Consider the following 15853-nt stretch of genomic DNA (forward strand, 5'->3'; position numbering starts at 1 on the left):
CGCCCGCGTCGGAGCGGATTGATGGTGCTGCTTTTCCCTTCCCTGCTTCTCGTCGTTCCCACTGTGCCGTGCACTCTGGCGGAGCGCTGGCGCGCCGGCTGCACGCGCGAGAGATACAAAAAACTGGGCGATCGTAGAAAACCAGATGATCTACGAGGCCGTTTCCAATGCGTGCGGGATGCTTGACGGCAGCCACCTCGACGTGTCTGAAGCGAGTATCATTTCAAGCAGCATCCGGCAGAAAACCCACGATCGTCGCAATACAGGATAGAGGTGCAAGTCTTTCGATACAAAAATTTCCCTCGTCACGCGCGCATTACAACTCCCTTTCATCATAAGCACAGCGCGCCAAGCGTTTTACAACTCGAAGCGGCTTCCCAAGTGATTGACATTATTGAGGAAGCAGCACTTTTCATGATTTGCAGCTTCAGAGCGAGATCCCCCCATGAGCCTTTCCGCCACTTGCATTCAGCGCCCGGTGTTGACGTGGGTGCTGGCGATCACCATCGTTCTGTTCGGCGTCATCGGCTTCACCTACCTCGGCGTGCGTGAATATCCGAACGTCGATCCGGCCGTCATCACCGTCGATACCTCGTATCCCGGCGCCAACGCCGAGGTGATCGAGTCGCAAATCACCGCGATTCTCGAAGAGGACATCAGCGCGGTGCCCGGTATTCGCACCATCAACTCCGCCAGCCGCGAGGGCCGCAGCAGCATCACCATCGAATTCGATTTGTCGGTGGACTTGGAAACCGCAGCCAACGACGTGCGCGACAAAGTCGCCGGCGCGGTGGGCAATCTGCCGCCGGATGCCGATCCTCCCCGCGTCTCCAAAGCCGATGCTGATGCGTTCCCCATCATCGTCGTCAACATCAGCAGCAACACGCGCAACCTGCTGCAGTTGAGCGACCTGGCGGACAAGATTTTCAAAGAACGGCTGCAAACCATTCCCGGTGTGGCGGAAGTGCGCATCTTCGGCGAAAAGCGTTACGCCATGCGCTTGTGGATGGACCCGAACCGGCTCGCCGCCTATCAAGTGACGCCGCTGGATGTGCGTGACGCGCTCCAGGCCGAGAATCTCGAGCTGCCTTCCGGCCGCATCGAGGGCAACGACGTGGAATTGACCGTGCGCACCTTGAGCCGTTTGGAGGCGCCGGAGGAGTTCAACCATCTCATCATCCGCGAAGAGAGCGGCCGTTTGGTGCGCTTCAGCGACCTCGGCTATGCCGAGCTGGCGCCGGAAAACCTGCGGCAAGTCTCGAAGGGCCTGGCCGGCCCGCGCGTGGCGGTGGCCGTCGTGCCGCAACCCGGTTCCAATCACATCGCGATTTCCGATGCCTTCTTCCGCCGCCTCGAGGAGATCAAACCCGATTTGGGCGATGACATTGCGCTCAGCATCGGCTGGGACACGACGCAGTACATTCGCAAATCCATCTCGGAAGTGCAGGAAACCATCTTCACGGCCTTCGGCCTGGTGGTGTTGATCATCTTTCTCTTCTTGCGCGACTGGCGCACGACGCTCATCCCCGTCTTCGCCATTCCCATTTCACTGATCGGCTCCTTCTTCGTCATGTATCTCGCCGGCTTTTCCATCAACGTGCTGACGCTGCTGGGATTGGTGCTGGCCATTGGCCTGGTGGTGGACGATGCCATCGTGGTGTTGGAAAACATCTTTGCTAAAATCGAAGACGGCATGAACCCCATCGAGGCCGGGCTCAAAGGTTCGAAGGAAGTCTATTTTGCCATCATCTCGACCACGATCGCGCTGGTCGCGGTGTTCATGCCCATCGTCTTCCTGCAGGGACTCACCGGCCGGCTGTTCAAAGAGTTCGGCATCGTCATCGGCGGATCGGTGGCCATCTCGGCTTTTGTCGCGCTCACGCTCACGCCCATGTTGAGCAGCCGCATGATCAAAGCCCATGCGCATCATAGCTGGTTCTATCGCCAAACCGAACCGTTTTTTCAGAAGCTGATCCGTGCGTATGAGAACTCCCTTGCTTCCTTCATGCGCGTGCGCTGGCTCGGCTTCGTGGCCATCGTGTTTGCCGTTGGCCTGATGTTGCTGTTCGGCACGATTCTGCCGCAGGAACTGGCGCCGATGGAAGATCGCAGCCGCTTCCGTCTGATTTCCACGGCGCCGGAAGGCACCTCGTTCGAGCGCATGGAGAAATACATGGACAGCGTGATCGATCTCGTCAGACAAGAAGTGCCGGAAGCCGATGCCGTCATCGCCAATACCTCCGGATGGGCGGGCGGCGCCAATGCCGGCAACACCACGGTGACGCTGGTGCCGCCGGAACAGCGCAAGCGCACACAGCAGCAAATTGCCGAGGCCATGTCGCGTTCGGTGAGAAGCCTGAACGACGCGCGCACGATCGTCAATCAGGAGCAGACCATCGCGGTCGGCGGCGGCATGGCGCGTTTCGGCCTGCCGGTGCAATACGTGATTCAGGCGCCGAACTTTGCGAAACTCAAAGAAGTGTTGCCGAAATTCTTGGAAGAAGCGAACGATCACCCGGCCTTCAGCGCGGTGGATTTGAATTTGAAATTCAACAAGCCGGAATTGGTGATTGCAATCGATCGTGATCGCGCCCGCACGCTCGGCGTCTCCGTGCGCGACGTGGCGCAAACGCTGCAACTCACATTGAGCGACTCGCGCTACGGCTATTTCATCAAGGACGGCAAGCAGTATCAAGTGCTCGGCCAGCTTACGCGGGAGAACCGCGACGAGCCGATGGATCTCACCTCGATCTTCGTGCGCAGCAAGAGCGGCGAATTGGTGCAGCTCGACAATCTCGTCAAAACCTACGAGCAATCCAACCCGCCGCAGCTTTTTCGCTTCAACCGTTACATCGCGGCCACGGTCTCCGCCGGCCTCGCGCCCGGCTACACGCTGGGCGACGGCATCAAAGCCATGGATGAAATCGCGGCCACAGTTTTGGATGAATCGTTCAGCACCACGCTGGCGGGCGCGGCGCGCGATTTCGCCGAAAGCTCGTCGAGCTTGATTTTTGTTTTCATCCTGGCGCTGGTGCTGACCTATCTCATTCTGGCGGCACAATTCGAGAGCTTCCGCGATCCGTTCATCATCATGTTCACCGTGCCGCTCGCCGTTGCCGGCGCGTTGCTCTCGCTGTGGTATTTCAATCAAACCATCAACATCTTCAGCCAGATCGGCCAGATCATGCTCATCGGCTTGGTCACCAAGAACGGCATCTTGATCGTGGAGTTCGCCAACCAGCGCAAAGCCACCGGACTCTCGGTGCTGGAAGCCGTGCAGAGCGCGGCGGTGGCGCGTTTCCGCCCGATCTTGATGACGAGCTTGTCCACCATTCTCGGCATCCTGCCGATTGCAATGGGTTTGGGCGCCGGCTCCGAGAGCCGCGTGTCGATGGGTATTGCCGTCGTCGGCGGAATGATTTTCGCCACCGGCCTGACGCTGTATGTGATTCCCGCCGTTTATTCCTACTTCTCCAAGGAGTTTCATCACACGCGGGCGCGCACTGCGGCTGCCACACCCGCGCGGATCGAGGGAGTCGAAGTCTGAGTGCCGGTAAGTGAACACCGGCTGCGAAGTGTGCTTCATCTTGTGCTTCGGCATGAACCGGCGTCAGTGTGAAGTGCACCGGGCAGGGTCGTTGGTGCTCAGCAGGCACGACGTTTTCCCTGCACTTCAGAACGAACTGCGCCGGCTCCTGCCGGCCTCATTGTGTTTGCGTTGTGCGCCCGCCGGGAGCGTTGGCCATGAAATGCACGCGGCCAGCGCTGGCCTTCCGAGCACTGCCTTTCCCTCTCGCTGACCGGAGTCCCTGCCGGGGGAATGATTTTTCCTGCCACTGCAACGTTGTCACCACTGTCCTGGCGATCGTGTAGATTCTCACTCTTGAGAAAAAACATGCAATCATTCTTAGAGTTGGGAAAATCCTGGCTGCTGTCGCCTGGCGCAAAGAAGTCATGCTTCGCCAAACTAATGATTTCTCAGGCCGTCTGATGCCAGGCGTGCCGTTGTGGGTGGCGCGAACATGGCACGCATCTTGTTGAAGTATTTCCTGTTGACCCTCCTGCCATTCAACGTGAAGGCCAACTTCTTGTATCACGTCAGTTTTCGGGGAAAGACCCTTCATCATCTTTAATCATTCAACATTCAATCGCGGACTGCAGGCACAACCAAGCGTTGCTGTGCCCGTTTTTCTTTTGCGTTTTGCATGACAGTGCTACTCTGTTGGAGGAGCTGGCAGTGGTGCAGAGCGCAAGGGGTCATCATGCAGTTGGGTTGGTCATTCGGTGTGCGCCGGAAGGCGATGAGTTTGCCGGCCGTTTCGCCGGAATGTGGTGGAACGAATGGGCTGGTTGCTGCTTCTTTGTCGGGCAGCGACCGGCACCGCGCGGAAGCTGCGGTCATTTCGCCTGCCGGCGCCAACTATTCAGTTGAAAGGGGGTGAGCCTCAAGATTCCTGCCTGTCAAAATCACAGATCGTGGCAACTGTCCCTCAATTGAGAGATGGGAGCAAGTGCATTGGGAGCAACTTGAGGAGGTTCTCATGAAGAGGCTTTTTGCGACTGTGATCCTTTTGACCATGGTCGTTGCCGGAATCGCGTCTGCCCAGACGACGATTAACTACGGCGCGTTGACCCTGAATCCCGGCTACTCCGCTACCAACTTCAGCGAGGTGTGGGATCTGACTCAGGGTGATTTGGTATTGTCCTACACGATCGACATGACCGGTATTGTTCAGCCCGGCCCGTGGCAGACCTCCTACACCGAGGTCGGCCTGCGCCAGATTGGCGCTTCGAATTTCAATCCCGGCCCGTGGAACACCTACCAAGGCGGGGCGGGCGGCTGGTTGACCTCGCTGGTGGGCGATCTCACTCCCAACCCCAACAATCAAAACCTGCATGACAAGCACAATCTGTCGGCCTCGGGTGGTCGCGGTGAATTGGACTACGATGCCACCGCGCCCGGCACCGTGGTTTCACCCATCGGCAGTTATGCCAATTATGGCATTTGGTTCGACCGTGACGGGGTGGACCAATGGCAGGCGCAGGGCTGGGGCGCGGTTGATGGCGGCACCTACAACACCGGCGGCGTCTATGACGTGGTGATCACTTACCACGCCATCAACTCCGGCTTGGGTACGATGTTCGTCACGCTCAACGGCATTGCCACGGGATTCTTCACGCCCAATTGGCATGCCGGCGCGCCGGACTATTTTCCCGCGGGGCTGAGCTTCAAGGGCGACATGGCCAAGATGCAGGTCTTTGCCGGTCTGTGGGCGCCCAGCAGCAGCTACGGCCCGGTGGCGCTGTCAGACCTCGAAGTGAATGGCTATCTCAGCTTGGTGCACAATTTTGTCTTCGTTGCCAATGAGTACATTGAGATCACGCGCAGCAAGTTTTCCAGCCAGGGCAATATGTTTTGCAATGGCAACCTCTACTTCCTGCGCGGCGATCCCACCACCTACACCGGCAACCTGACGGCGGTGGGTTGCATCACCATTGACAAGGAAAACTTGATCGATGGCGACGTGACCGCCGGCGGCGCGATCAAGCTCGACCCGGCTGCCGGCATCACCGGCGCTGTCAATGCCTATGCCGGTGTTGCGCCGCTGAACTTGCCGGATCCCTATTTCACTGCGGGCGGGCCCAGCTACACCGTGCCCACCGGCGGTTCATTGACTCTGCCGCCGGGCTCTTACGGCAATGTCTATGTCAGGGAAAAGGGAACGCTCAACCTGAGCAGTGGCACGTATCGTTTCAACCGTCTCGAAACCAAGGATGAAGCCACCACCCTCAATCTCGATGTCACGAACGGCAGCGTGGCGATCAAGGTCGTGACCAATCTGCGGTTCAACCCGGAGACCACGAGCAATATTCTGCCCTCCGGCGAAGCCGGCACGACCAGTGTGACCTTCACGACACGGCAAAGCACGCAGATGGTGATTGCGAAGGAATGCTACCTGCTGGGCACCATCATTGCGCCCAATGCCTGCGTGTTGGTGGGCAAGAACACCAGCTTCAAAGGCTCTTTGATCGCGGACAAGATCTACGTTGAGCGCGACGTGACCTTGCTGCATCATTATTCCAGCGGCTCGCTGCCGGTGCCGAAGCCGGTGCTCGCCCAGGACATGGCGGCAGGCACCGTGACGAGCTACGAACTGGCACAAAACTATCCCAACCCGTTCAATCCCAGCACCACCATTCGCTTTGCCCTGCCGCAAGCGGGTGAGCTTTCGCTGGCGATTTACAACACCGCCGGCCAGCTCGTGCGCCTGCTGGCAAAAGGTGAATATGCGGCGGGTCGCCATGCCTTCGTGTGGGACGGACGTGATGAAAGCGGTCAGCGCGTGGCGAGTGGCGTCTACGTGTATGTTCTCAAGGCGGGCAGTTTTGTGGCGGAGCGCAAACTGGTGTTGATGAAGTAGCACTGCGCCCAGCCGTTGCTTTTTGCGGTTTGATAGCAAGTGACCAGCCATCTTCTCTGGTGAGGGGCTGGTCACTTTTTTATTGGGGGGACTGAGAGGCAGTGATCACCACCGGTGTGCCGGTGCAGCACTGCGCGCCTTACTTTTCGGTAGTCTGGGGTTGGGGATGCTTTTCGACTTGATGGATCACCGGTTTGACCGTGCGCAAGTAGCGGTAGATAGCGCGCAAGTCTTCTTCCGTCATGCCGGCGTACATGGTCCAGGGCATCACGGTGTTTTCGCCGCCGGCCGGCACCGCAATGCGGCTGGCGGTGGAGTCGGCGTATTCTTTGAAGCGATTGACGAAGTAGGCTTCGTCCCAAGCGCCAATGCCGGTATCCATCTCCGGTGTGATGTTGGCCGTGCGCACCACGACGCCGCCGGGCAGGCGGAACTCATGGCCGCCGGCGAAGTCCATGCCCGGTAGAGCGCGGCCTTTGTCATCCACCGGCGTGTGGCAGAAGTGGCAGCCGGCCACCGTGTTGAGATATTTGCCGTGTGCCAGCGTATCGCCGGCCGGCGGCCGCGGCTTCGGCGCATAGGCTTTGGGGATCATGCGAACGATGAGATTCATGGGGAAGTTGAGCTGCGTGCGCGGCACTTCGTTGGCGATCGGCGGCAGCGTGCGCAAGTAGGCGATGATGGCGTGCAGATCTTCCTCCGCCAGCTCGTTGTAGATCGGATAAGGCATCATGGGAAAGAGCGCCTCGCCGTTTTTCCCCACCCCGGCCGCGATGGCGCGTGCGATCTCACCATCGGTCCAGTTGCCGAGCGCCGCCGGTGTGATATTGGGCACGCGCAGCTTGCCGATCGTCTCCACCATTTCCTCGCCGCCCTGGCCTTCGGTGCCCGGCATCACCGGCCCGGAATAGAAGTTGAAATCGCGTTGCGAATGGCAATCGATGCAGACCGTCACGTGATGGGCGAGATACTGGCCGCGGTCAACCAACTCAGGCGTGGCCGCAATCTTGAGATCGGGCGCTTCCCCCACATCGGGCAGGCTGGTGGTCAGATAAATCAGGCCGCCGGCGATCAACACCAGAATGGCCGCGATAATCCCGACCACTACCTTGAAAAATCTCTTCATCAAATGCTCCTCCGAAGATGGTTCGTTTTCACTGCGGTTGCTTGAAAGAGAGCAATCGTTTGAGTGGGCCGGCGGGGTCCAAAACCTCATCGAGTTGGCGATAGGGCACGCGCACATGAAATGTGCCCTGGGCATACGGCCCGACGGCATAGGGCGCGAAAGTGAAGACCAGCGCCCGCGGCATGACATTGAACACTTGCAGATCTTCCCCGCTGAAAGTCTTGATCTCGCCCTGTTGCACCCACGCCGCGCCCTGCGCCCGCAGGCTTTGAGCGCACAACCGCGCGAGCGCCGCCGCGTAGTCCGCCTGGGGGAGAAACAGATCTGCCAACGCCAGCGGCTGGAAGCGGTCTGCTTGCCGCCAGTAGTTTTCCGCGGCATAGGAGGTGTTGCCGTGCGCGCCGCCGGTGAAAGACCACTCGGTGATGAGCAGGCTGATCAAATCATCCGAATAGTACATGATGCTGCAATCATGGCTGTAGCCGCAGCGCATGCCGGCATACAGCTCTTCTGCGGCGAGCATCTCATCGCTGTCGTGCACGAACTGGCCGTGCGCTACCATGGCCTGGGTGTGCAGTTTGGAGTTGAGCTGCCGCCATGCCGGTGTTCTCCCCGCAAAACGCGGAAAAGCAGCTTCCGCCTGAATAAGTTCATCCTCGGTGCTGTAGAAGTGGTACTCGGCGACGCGCAGCAATGTGAAAGGCAGTGATTTCGTGCCGTCGGCGCTGGTCCAGTTGCCCTCGAACGAGGCATAGGGTGGTGCCAGGCTGCCGGCAAAGCGGCCGGTGACGTTGTCGCCGGAATCCAATTCTTCCAACAGCGTGGGCGTGCCGAGGCGTCCCTGCAAATTCAGGCGTTCGCCCACAGTTTCATAGAAATAATTTCCCGTAATCGCCGCGCTGGAGTCAATGGTGAGGTCCATTTGAATCGCGAAGCGGCCGCCCAAAGTGCCGGTGTAATAGCCGCGAAATGCCGGCCGCGCCGCCAGCGGCGCCGCGCACAGCAGGGCGAGGAGCGTGAAGAAACGTACGCGCGCGCGGGACAGTGGGCCTGTGGAGTGAATCATGATTCTGCAATCTGAAGTTTTGAAAGTCATTCGCGGTTGAGTCGAGTCAATCTCATCTCCGCGCAGCTTCGAACGGCTTGACGCTGATCCGCAATTCAAGTGGTGACAAAATAGTGTCGGTGACGGAGAGAGTCAAGGTGACTTTTTTGGCGCGGGGCCAGCTCTTCGGCTTCGTTTGACGACTGCGATACCCAGCCCGAACGAGCCGGAACCCCAAAAGGCAGAAGTGGCCACAAAGACGCAAAGCCGCGCAAAGAAAAGATTCGAGTTTTGTCTTTCATGATTGCCGGCAAGAAATGATTGGGAAATCTTTGTGGCTTTGCGTCTTTGTGTGGATTATTTTGCCCACAGTGGCAAAGGCCGGAGATTTACAGAATTGATACCAAATCCGCATCAATACGGGCCGAGAAAGCAGCCACCGAACAAATCTTTGCTTTTTTCGACGAGTTTACTCTTTAGTGACCAGATGACTGCTGATTGTCCGAAAACTGCGATTGGCTTGTCAAGCTTTGAATATGATTTCAATTTTTTCTCCAACAGATGGAAATAACCCAGTGGCTGCTTTTCTATCGATTGGGTTGTCTCCATCTGCTGGAGAATTTCAGTGCTGCCCGAAAGGCACGAGTCTTCCACTTGTCCAAGACCATGCCTGGATGCTTCACGAACTGGATCCGCCCCCGGCTGAGCTGTGGGATACCTGAGTGTTCGATCTGGAAAACCCTGCAGAAGCCCTGGCCCAGCCAGGGCTGGACTCTTCTCGAACAAAAACTGATTGTCGCAAGGAGCAACATTTACCGGCTGTTCTCGCCGTTGCCGTCAATCCTTGCCCCTTCCCCCAGTTGCAATTGGCCATTCCCTTGCTTATGTTCCAAGCGTTTTGAGGAAGGGACTCACATGAACCAAAATGAATCTGCCGGAAAAAATCTGAACGAAGATTCCGAAGCGCGCGAGCCGGTGTGGACCTATCGCGGCTATCGCATGCGGCCGGGAGAATTCAACACCGCGATGGTGCATTACTATCGCGCCGAAATTCAACGCTCCAACGTTTGGCGGCAGCGCCTGGACAACACCACCAATTGGGCCGTCCTGGCTTCCAGCGCCGCGATTTCCTTCGCTCTCTCCGCGCCCGACCATCATTACGGCGTGATCATCCTGAACACGCTGCTGGTCACTCTCTTTTTGTGGATCGAAGCGCGGCGCTATCGCTACTATGAGCTTGCGGCCTATCGCACGCGCCTGATGGAAACCGATTTCTTCGCGGCGATGATTGCCCCGCCCTTTGCGCCGCAAGCCGAATGGGCCGAAAGCCTGGCGAAAACACTGCGCGAACCGGAATTCCCCATCAGCATGTGGGAGGCCTTTGGCCGGCGCTTCCGCCGCAATTATGTCTGGATCTTTCTGGTGCTGGGCTTCGCCTGGCTGCTCAAAGGATTCATCCACCCCACCACCGCCACTTCCTGGGCGGAATTCGTGACGCGCCTGGCCATTGGCCCGGTTTCCGGCTGGGTGATCCTGGCGCTGGGGATCGCCTACAATGGCTTGCTATTTCTCATTGGCTTCGGCACTGCGGGCTTGCAGCAAGCGACCGGCGAAGTGCTGCCCAAGGCGAGCGACTATCCGGTGTTGACGGCAATGTGGCAAGCCATGGAAGTCAAGGACAACGGTGAGAAGGAGGCCAACCATCACGGCGGCCGGCCGCGTCCGCGCAAGCGCCAACAACTGCTGTGTTTGATCATCGCCAACCGGCCGGAAGCCATTGCCGGCCGCATCATGCGGGAATTGAAGCGCGGGGTGACCGAATTCCACGGCACGGGCATGCACACGCAACAGGCACGCGAGGTGTTGATGGTCGCCGCCACGGTGAGTGAAATGCCGGGACTCAAAGCCACGGTCAAAGCCGAGGATCCCGACGCTTTCGTCATCGTCATGCCGGCGCACGAAGTGATGGGCCGCGGGTTTCAGGCATTGGAAGGTTGAGGCGAGGTGCTCCGGGCGGAGCGGCATCACGGCCCGGCGATTGACAAGCGCAATTGTCAGAGAAGAATAAGGCAGTGCCGTGCGCGCAATTGGCAGCACGCACGCTTGTGCCTCGCGTCAACGCTGCTGCGCCGCAGCCGCAGCCATTTGCAGATTTTCATACAATTCTTGCAGCGCGGCCGGAACCTCGGCGCCGGGTTCCACGCCATTCCAGGAGACGACGGTGGTATCCGAGCCGGTGATGCACCACACCCGCGTGGTCATGTTGCCAGTTTCCTGGTAATGCAACTTTCTCAGATTGTGCTTGGCAAGCGTGCGGCGCAGCGACTCGAGTTGCGCCGCGCCGGTCACGCCCAGCGGCTGGATTTTCTCGCGGCGGAAATATTGCCCTGACCAGCGCTCCATTTTGCCATCGCTGTACAGAATGAAGCCGTCGGCAAATCCCGTGAAGCCGCCGCCGGTACCCCAGATGATGGTGAAGTCACGGCTGGGTGCGGCCGGCTCGCGTTGGGAAACGCCGCAAGCGAGCGTGCTCAATGCCAGGCTCAACAGCAGGCTCCGGCAGATCAGAGAAGTTGTCATGGTCCTCGCGGGTTGCGAAGGCAAGTGCATTTTTCTCCAAGCAATGATTGTCGACCGGCGAAATATAACAAAGCGGCAACAGGATTCCAAGCAGCAGGTGGCCCTGGCGAAAATGGCACAAGACCGCCAATCTGTGCTGTCCCCTGCGACTTTGCCGAGCTGCCGCGCGCTGTGATGGCAGCAGAGATCAGCGAACGTCTGCTTTCGCCTGCAAGCCTCGGGAAAAAGCCCTTGCGTTTCGTTCCGGCATTTTTAGATTAGGTGGTGTTTGGAAATGGCGGTGTAGCTCAGTCGGTAGAGCAGCGGAATCATAATCCGTAGGTCGGGGGTTCAAGTCCCTCCGCCGCTACCTGAAGCAAGATCCCGACGGTTCCTGCGTGGAAAGTCGGGATTATTTTTTTGGTGCCGGATCATCGTGGATCTCCGTTTGAGAGCAGGATCATTCGGATGATTTCACCATTTGCGAACGACACGCGCCAAACGTGCCGCTGGCACGGCGGCCGCAACCCCAGGCATGATGACATGGCAAGAACGGCAGAGGATGATTTGTTGTGGCGGTTTCGTCGCCACTGGCAGAGCCTGCAGTTTGTTCCCCACGGCGCCCGGCTGCTGCTGGCCGTGTCCGGCGGGCTGGATTCGCGGGTGATGTTGGATTTGTTTTGCGCGCTAGGCGGCGAATGGGAGTTGGCGCTCGTCGTCGGCCATGTGCATCATCAACTGCGCGGGGAGGAAGCTGACGCCGATGCCCGGCTGGTCGAAGCACTCGCCCGGGAATATCACCTGCCGTTCATGGCTCAACGGGTCGCGGTGCGGGAGTTTGCCCGGGAGCAGCGTTTGAGCCTCGAAGCAGCCGGCCGCAAGCTGCGCTATCGTGCGCTTGGGGAGATGTGCCGGCAGGTTGGGGGACATGCGGTGGTGACCGCGCACACACGCGACGATCAAGTTGAGACGATCCTGGCGCATCTCCTGCGCGGCAGTGGTTTGGCCGGACTCGCCGGCATGGCTGCGCGACGGCCCTCTCCGGAAGGCGAAACGACGTTAATGCGGCCGCTGCTGCCGTTCTCGCGCGCCGAGCTGCACGATTATGCCCGGCAGCGCGGCTTGCAATGGCGGGAAGATGTCACCAACGCCGACCCCGCCTTTTTGCGCAACCGTATCCGCCACGAGCTGATGCCGCTGCTGCGTACACGCTTTCAGCCCGCCTTTGATCACAGTCTGCTGCGGCTGGCGGCGATTGCCGCGCAAGTCGATGCTGATTTGCAGGAACAAGCCGATCGCGCGCTGCGCGACGTGATGCGCAGCCGTGGGCCGGAGAAAATAGTCCTTGATCTTCAGCAATTTTGGAAGTATTTTCGCTCGATTCAAGCGTACGTCGTGCGAGGTGTGATGCAGCAGATCACCGAGTCTCGCTGCGATTTGACTTTCGACGAGACCGATCGCATTCTTTCCCTCATTGACGCGGCACGGGTTCGCCCTCCCCGCGGGTCTCGGCGTTACCTCTGGCGGAGAGAGGTCGAGGTCGTTGTCGCGCAGACCGAGGTTGCCTTCAGCAGAATCCATCCTGCGTTACCCACGCGTTTGCTCGAAATCGGAATGCGCTGCCCGGTTCCAGAGGCCGGAATGGTGGTCACCATTTCGCGGCAAAGCCTCCCGCCGGATTGGCGGAATCATGTGACGGCCTACTCTCAGTGGATCGACGCGGCCGCCGTGACCGGCGACCTGTGCGTGCGTTTCCCACAACCCGGCGACCGCTTTCAGCCGTTGGGCATGGCCGGTTTCAAGAAGCTGTCGGATTTCCTCATCGACCGGAAGGTGCCGCTGCATCAACGCCGCCGGATTCCGGTGGTGGCGTGCAGTACGGGCATCGTCTGGGTTTGCGGTTACCGGCTGGATGAGCGCTTCAAGATCGACGCGACGACCACGGCAGTGCTGCATCTGCAGGCCGAGCGGCAGTGACTCGGAACCGCGGCACGCACGGCGATTTTCCCCGGGAGGAAATGAGTGTCTGAGCAAACAGCCCGTTTTCATCAAGGTCATTACCAGGTTTTGCTGTCCGCGCAAGAGATCGAGACCAAAGTGCAGGAGCTGGGCCGGCAGCTCTCCGCCGATTACGCCGGCAAGTGTCCGGTGTTCATCGGCGTGCTCAACGGCTGTTTCATGTTCATGGCCGACTTGATGAAGGAAATCACCATCGATTGCGAAGTCGATTTCATTAAGATTTCAAGCTACGGAGAAGCCATGAAGTCCTCGGGCGTCGTCAAAGTGAAGAAGGAGATCGACTGCCACATCGAGGGCCGCCACGTGATCGTGGTGGAGGACATCATTGACTCGGGCCTGTCGGTTACGTATCTTGACCGCAAGCTGCGCGAGATGCACCCGGCCTCGCTGCGTTTCGTTTCGCTGCTGGTCAAAGACGGCGGCAAGCAGGTTGATTATCATTGTGACTATGTCGGGTTTCACATACCCACGCGCTTCGTCGTGGGTTACGGTTTGGATTATGCCCAGAAGTTCCGCAATCTTCCCGAAATCTACACCATGGACTGAAGCGGATGGGCCCGCCGGCCGTTTCCTGTTACCTTTAAACGTTTCTGGATCTGATGAACAGTAACAGCAAGAAAAAAGACAATTCGAATAACTCGTCGAAGCGGAAACGCCCCGCGCAGCCGCCGCGGCGGGATGACAACAACAACTTCCAGTGGGCTCGCGCTTCGCGCACCCTGACCTTTTGGCTGGCGGTTTTGCTGCTGGCGATTTGGATCACGCTCAGTTGGGAACGGCAGGAGCCGGAGGAAAAACAGATCACCTTCAGCCAATTCATCGAGCTGCTGGAGGGCCAGAAGCTGCAGAAGGTGGTGATTCGCAGCGACGAGATTCAGGGCCAGTTGCGCACGCCCCTGCAACTGGCGGCCGATGATACCAAGCAGTATGCCAACATCAAAGTTTTTCTGCCGCGCGAGCTCTCCTTCGAGACGGTGAGCGCCTGGAACTCGAAGTACAACCTCGAAGTCGACGTGCGACCCAAAACGGTGGAGTGGTGGAATTATTTCCTGAATCTGCTGCCGTGGGTGTTGGTCGCCTTCTTCTGGCTTTTCCTTTTGCGCCGCATGCAGGGCGCCGGCACCAAGAGCATCTTCACTTTTGGCCGCTCGCGTGCGCGGCTGGCCAGCAACAACCGGCCGAAGGTGACCTTTGATGACGTCGCCGGCGCGGACGAAGCCAAGCAGGAATTGCGCGAGATCATCGAATTTCTGCGCGACCCGGAGAAATTCCAGCGCCTGGGCGGCAAAATTCCCAAAGGCGCGCTGCTGCTCGGTCCGCCCGGAACCGGCAAAACGCTGCTCGCCAAAGCCGTGGCCGGCGAAGCCGGTGTGCCGTTCTTCAGCATGTCGGGTGCCGACTTCGTCGAGATGTTCGTCGGCGTCGGCGCCTCGCGCGTGCGCGACTTGTTCGAACAGGGCCAGCGCAATGCGCCCTGCATCATTTTCATCGATGAGATCGACGCGGTCGGCCGCCATCGCGGCGCCGGCCTGGGCGGCGGCCACGATGAGCGCGAACAGACGCTGAATCAATTGCTGGTGGAGATGGACGGCTTCGACTCCAATGAAGGCGTGATTCTCATCGCCGCCACCAACCGCCCCGATGTGCTCGATCAGGCACTGCTGCGGCCCGGCCGTTTCGACCGCCAAATCGTGGTTGACCGGCCGGACGTGCGCGGCCGCGAAGGCATCCTGAAAGTGCATTCCAAAAAAATCGCGATGGCTGACAACGTCGATCTGACCGTGCTGGCCAAGGGCACGCCCGGTTTCTCCGGCGCGGATCTCGCCAACCTGGTCAATGAAGCCGCGCTCCTGGCGGCACGCAAGAACAAGAATCTCGTCGAAATGCGCGACATGGAAGAAGCCAAGGATCGCGTGTTGATGGGAGCCGAACGCCGCAGCCTGTTGATCAGCGACAAGGAAAAGCGCATCACCGCCTACCATGAAGCGGGCCACGTGCTGGTGGCGAAGTACACACCGGGCTCCGACCCGATTCACAAAGTCACGATCATTCCCCGCGGCCGGGCGCTGGGTCTCACCACCTCCCTGCCGATGGACGAAAAGCACAACTACTCGAAGAGCTATTGCGAAGCCCTGCTGGTTCATCTCATGGGCGGCCGCGAAGCCGAGCGGATCATTTTTCAGGAAACCACCACCGGCGCCGGTAACGACATCGAGCGCGCCACCGAACTGGCGCGGCGCATGGTGTGCGACTGGGGCATGAGCGACGTGATGGGCCCGCTGGCTTTCGGCAAGAAGCAGGAAGAGATCTTTCTCGGCCGCGAAATCGCCCAGCATCGCGACTACAGCGAACTGACCGCGCAGAAGATCGACGATGAAGTGAGAAAGATCGTCACGGAAGCTTCGCAAAAAGCGTACGAGATTCTCAGCGAAAACGTGCGGCAACTGCACGCGCTCGCCACCGCGCTGTTGGAAAAGGAATTGCTCGACGGCGCGGAAATCGATGCCGTGCTCAACAGCGCCCGGCTGCAACTGGAAGGCCCCGGGGAAGCCGGCAACGGCCGTCCCACCGCCGGCAGTGAAAGCACGGAGGCGCAACCCACGCAACCCACTCAACCCGCCACTGAAGCCTGACCGCCATGACGATCCCGCCAGGGACAATTTTCATCCTGATTGGTTGTGG

9 protein-coding genes, 1 tRNA gene and 1 pseudogene are annotated in these 15853 nt (G+C 59.3%); 8 read left to right on the plus strand and 3 right to left on the minus strand.

The window, feature by feature from the left end:
• The first annotated feature begins 445 nt into the window (after nt 1–445).
• Complete coding sequence (locus tag L6R21_01080) at nt 446–3547, plus strand: efflux RND transporter permease subunit (GenBank protein MCK6557764.1); 3102 nt, start codon at nt 446–448, stop codon at nt 3545–3547.
• Between the two features lie 994 nt (nt 3548–4541).
• Nucleotides 4542–6422 carry a T9SS type A sorting domain-containing protein gene (locus tag L6R21_01085; protein ID MCK6557765.1) on the plus strand — a complete coding sequence of 627 codons (1881 nt, stop codon included), beginning with the start codon at nt 4542–4544 and terminating at the stop codon, nt 6420–6422.
• Nucleotides 6423–6561: 139 nt separating this feature from the next.
• Here L6R21_01085 and L6R21_01090 read toward each other — a convergent pair whose 3' ends face one another.
• Nucleotides 6562–7548, minus strand: coding sequence for a cytochrome c (locus L6R21_01090; protein MCK6557766.1), 987 nt, complete (start codon nt 7546–7548; stop codon nt 6562–6564).
• 28 nt (nt 7549–7576) lie between these two features.
• Nucleotides 7577–8614, minus strand: coding sequence for a DUF3298 and DUF4163 domain-containing protein (locus L6R21_01095; GenBank protein ID MCK6557767.1), 1038 nt, complete (start codon nt 8612–8614; stop codon nt 7577–7579).
• 701 nt (nt 8615–9315) lie between these two features.
• Here L6R21_01095 and L6R21_01100 point away from each other — a divergent pair.
• Both L6R21_01100 and L6R21_01105 read left to right on the plus strand, forming a co-directional pair.
• The gene (locus L6R21_01100) at nt 9316–9495 is read left to right on the plus strand and encodes a hypothetical protein (GenBank protein ID MCK6557768.1); all 180 of its coding nucleotides are present in this window, start codon (nt 9316–9318) and stop codon (nt 9493–9495) included.
• A gap of 13 nt (nt 9496–9508) precedes the next feature.
• The gene (locus tag L6R21_01105) at nt 9509–10591 is read left to right on the plus strand and encodes a DUF2270 domain-containing protein (protein ID MCK6557769.1); all 1083 of its coding nucleotides are present in this window, start codon (nt 9509–9511) and stop codon (nt 10589–10591) included.
• 117 nt (nt 10592–10708) lie between these two features.
• Here the strand turns inward: L6R21_01105 and L6R21_01110 are convergent, their stop codons facing one another.
• Entirely contained in the window at nt 10709–11173 is a 465-nt protein-coding gene (locus L6R21_01110; protein ID MCK6557770.1) for a hypothetical protein, read from the minus strand.
• A 276-nt stretch (nt 11174–11449) separates the two neighbouring features.
• On the opposite strand from L6R21_01110, the gene L6R21_01115 reads away from it, so the two are divergent.
• From L6R21_01115 to ftsH, 4 genes and pseudogenes are all read left to right on the plus strand, one after another.
• Nucleotides 11450–11522 (plus strand) — tRNA-Met (locus L6R21_01115).
• Between the two features lie 173 nt (nt 11523–11695).
• On the plus strand, nt 11696–13129 hold the full coding sequence (gene tilS / locus L6R21_01120; GenBank protein MCK6557771.1) for a tRNA lysidine(34) synthetase TilS: 1434 nt from the start codon (nt 11696–11698) through the stop codon (nt 13127–13129).
• A gap of 45 nt (nt 13130–13174) precedes the next feature.
• Nucleotides 13175–13717: a hypoxanthine phosphoribosyltransferase gene (hpt, locus tag L6R21_01125; GenBank protein MCK6557772.1), complete on the plus strand. Its 543-nt coding sequence runs from the start codon at nt 13175–13177 to the stop codon at nt 13715–13717.
• 146 nt (nt 13718–13863) lie between these two features.
• Nucleotides 13864–15804: pseudogene (gene ftsH / locus L6R21_01130) on the plus strand (ATP-dependent zinc metalloprotease FtsH).
• The last annotated feature ends 49 nt before the right edge of the window (nt 15805–15853 follow it).

The sequence above is a fragment of the bacterium genome (assembly GCA_023150945.1).
In the GTDB taxonomy this organism is placed as follows: domain Bacteria; phylum Zhuqueibacterota; class Zhuqueibacteria; order Zhuqueibacterales; family Zhuqueibacteraceae; genus Coneutiohabitans.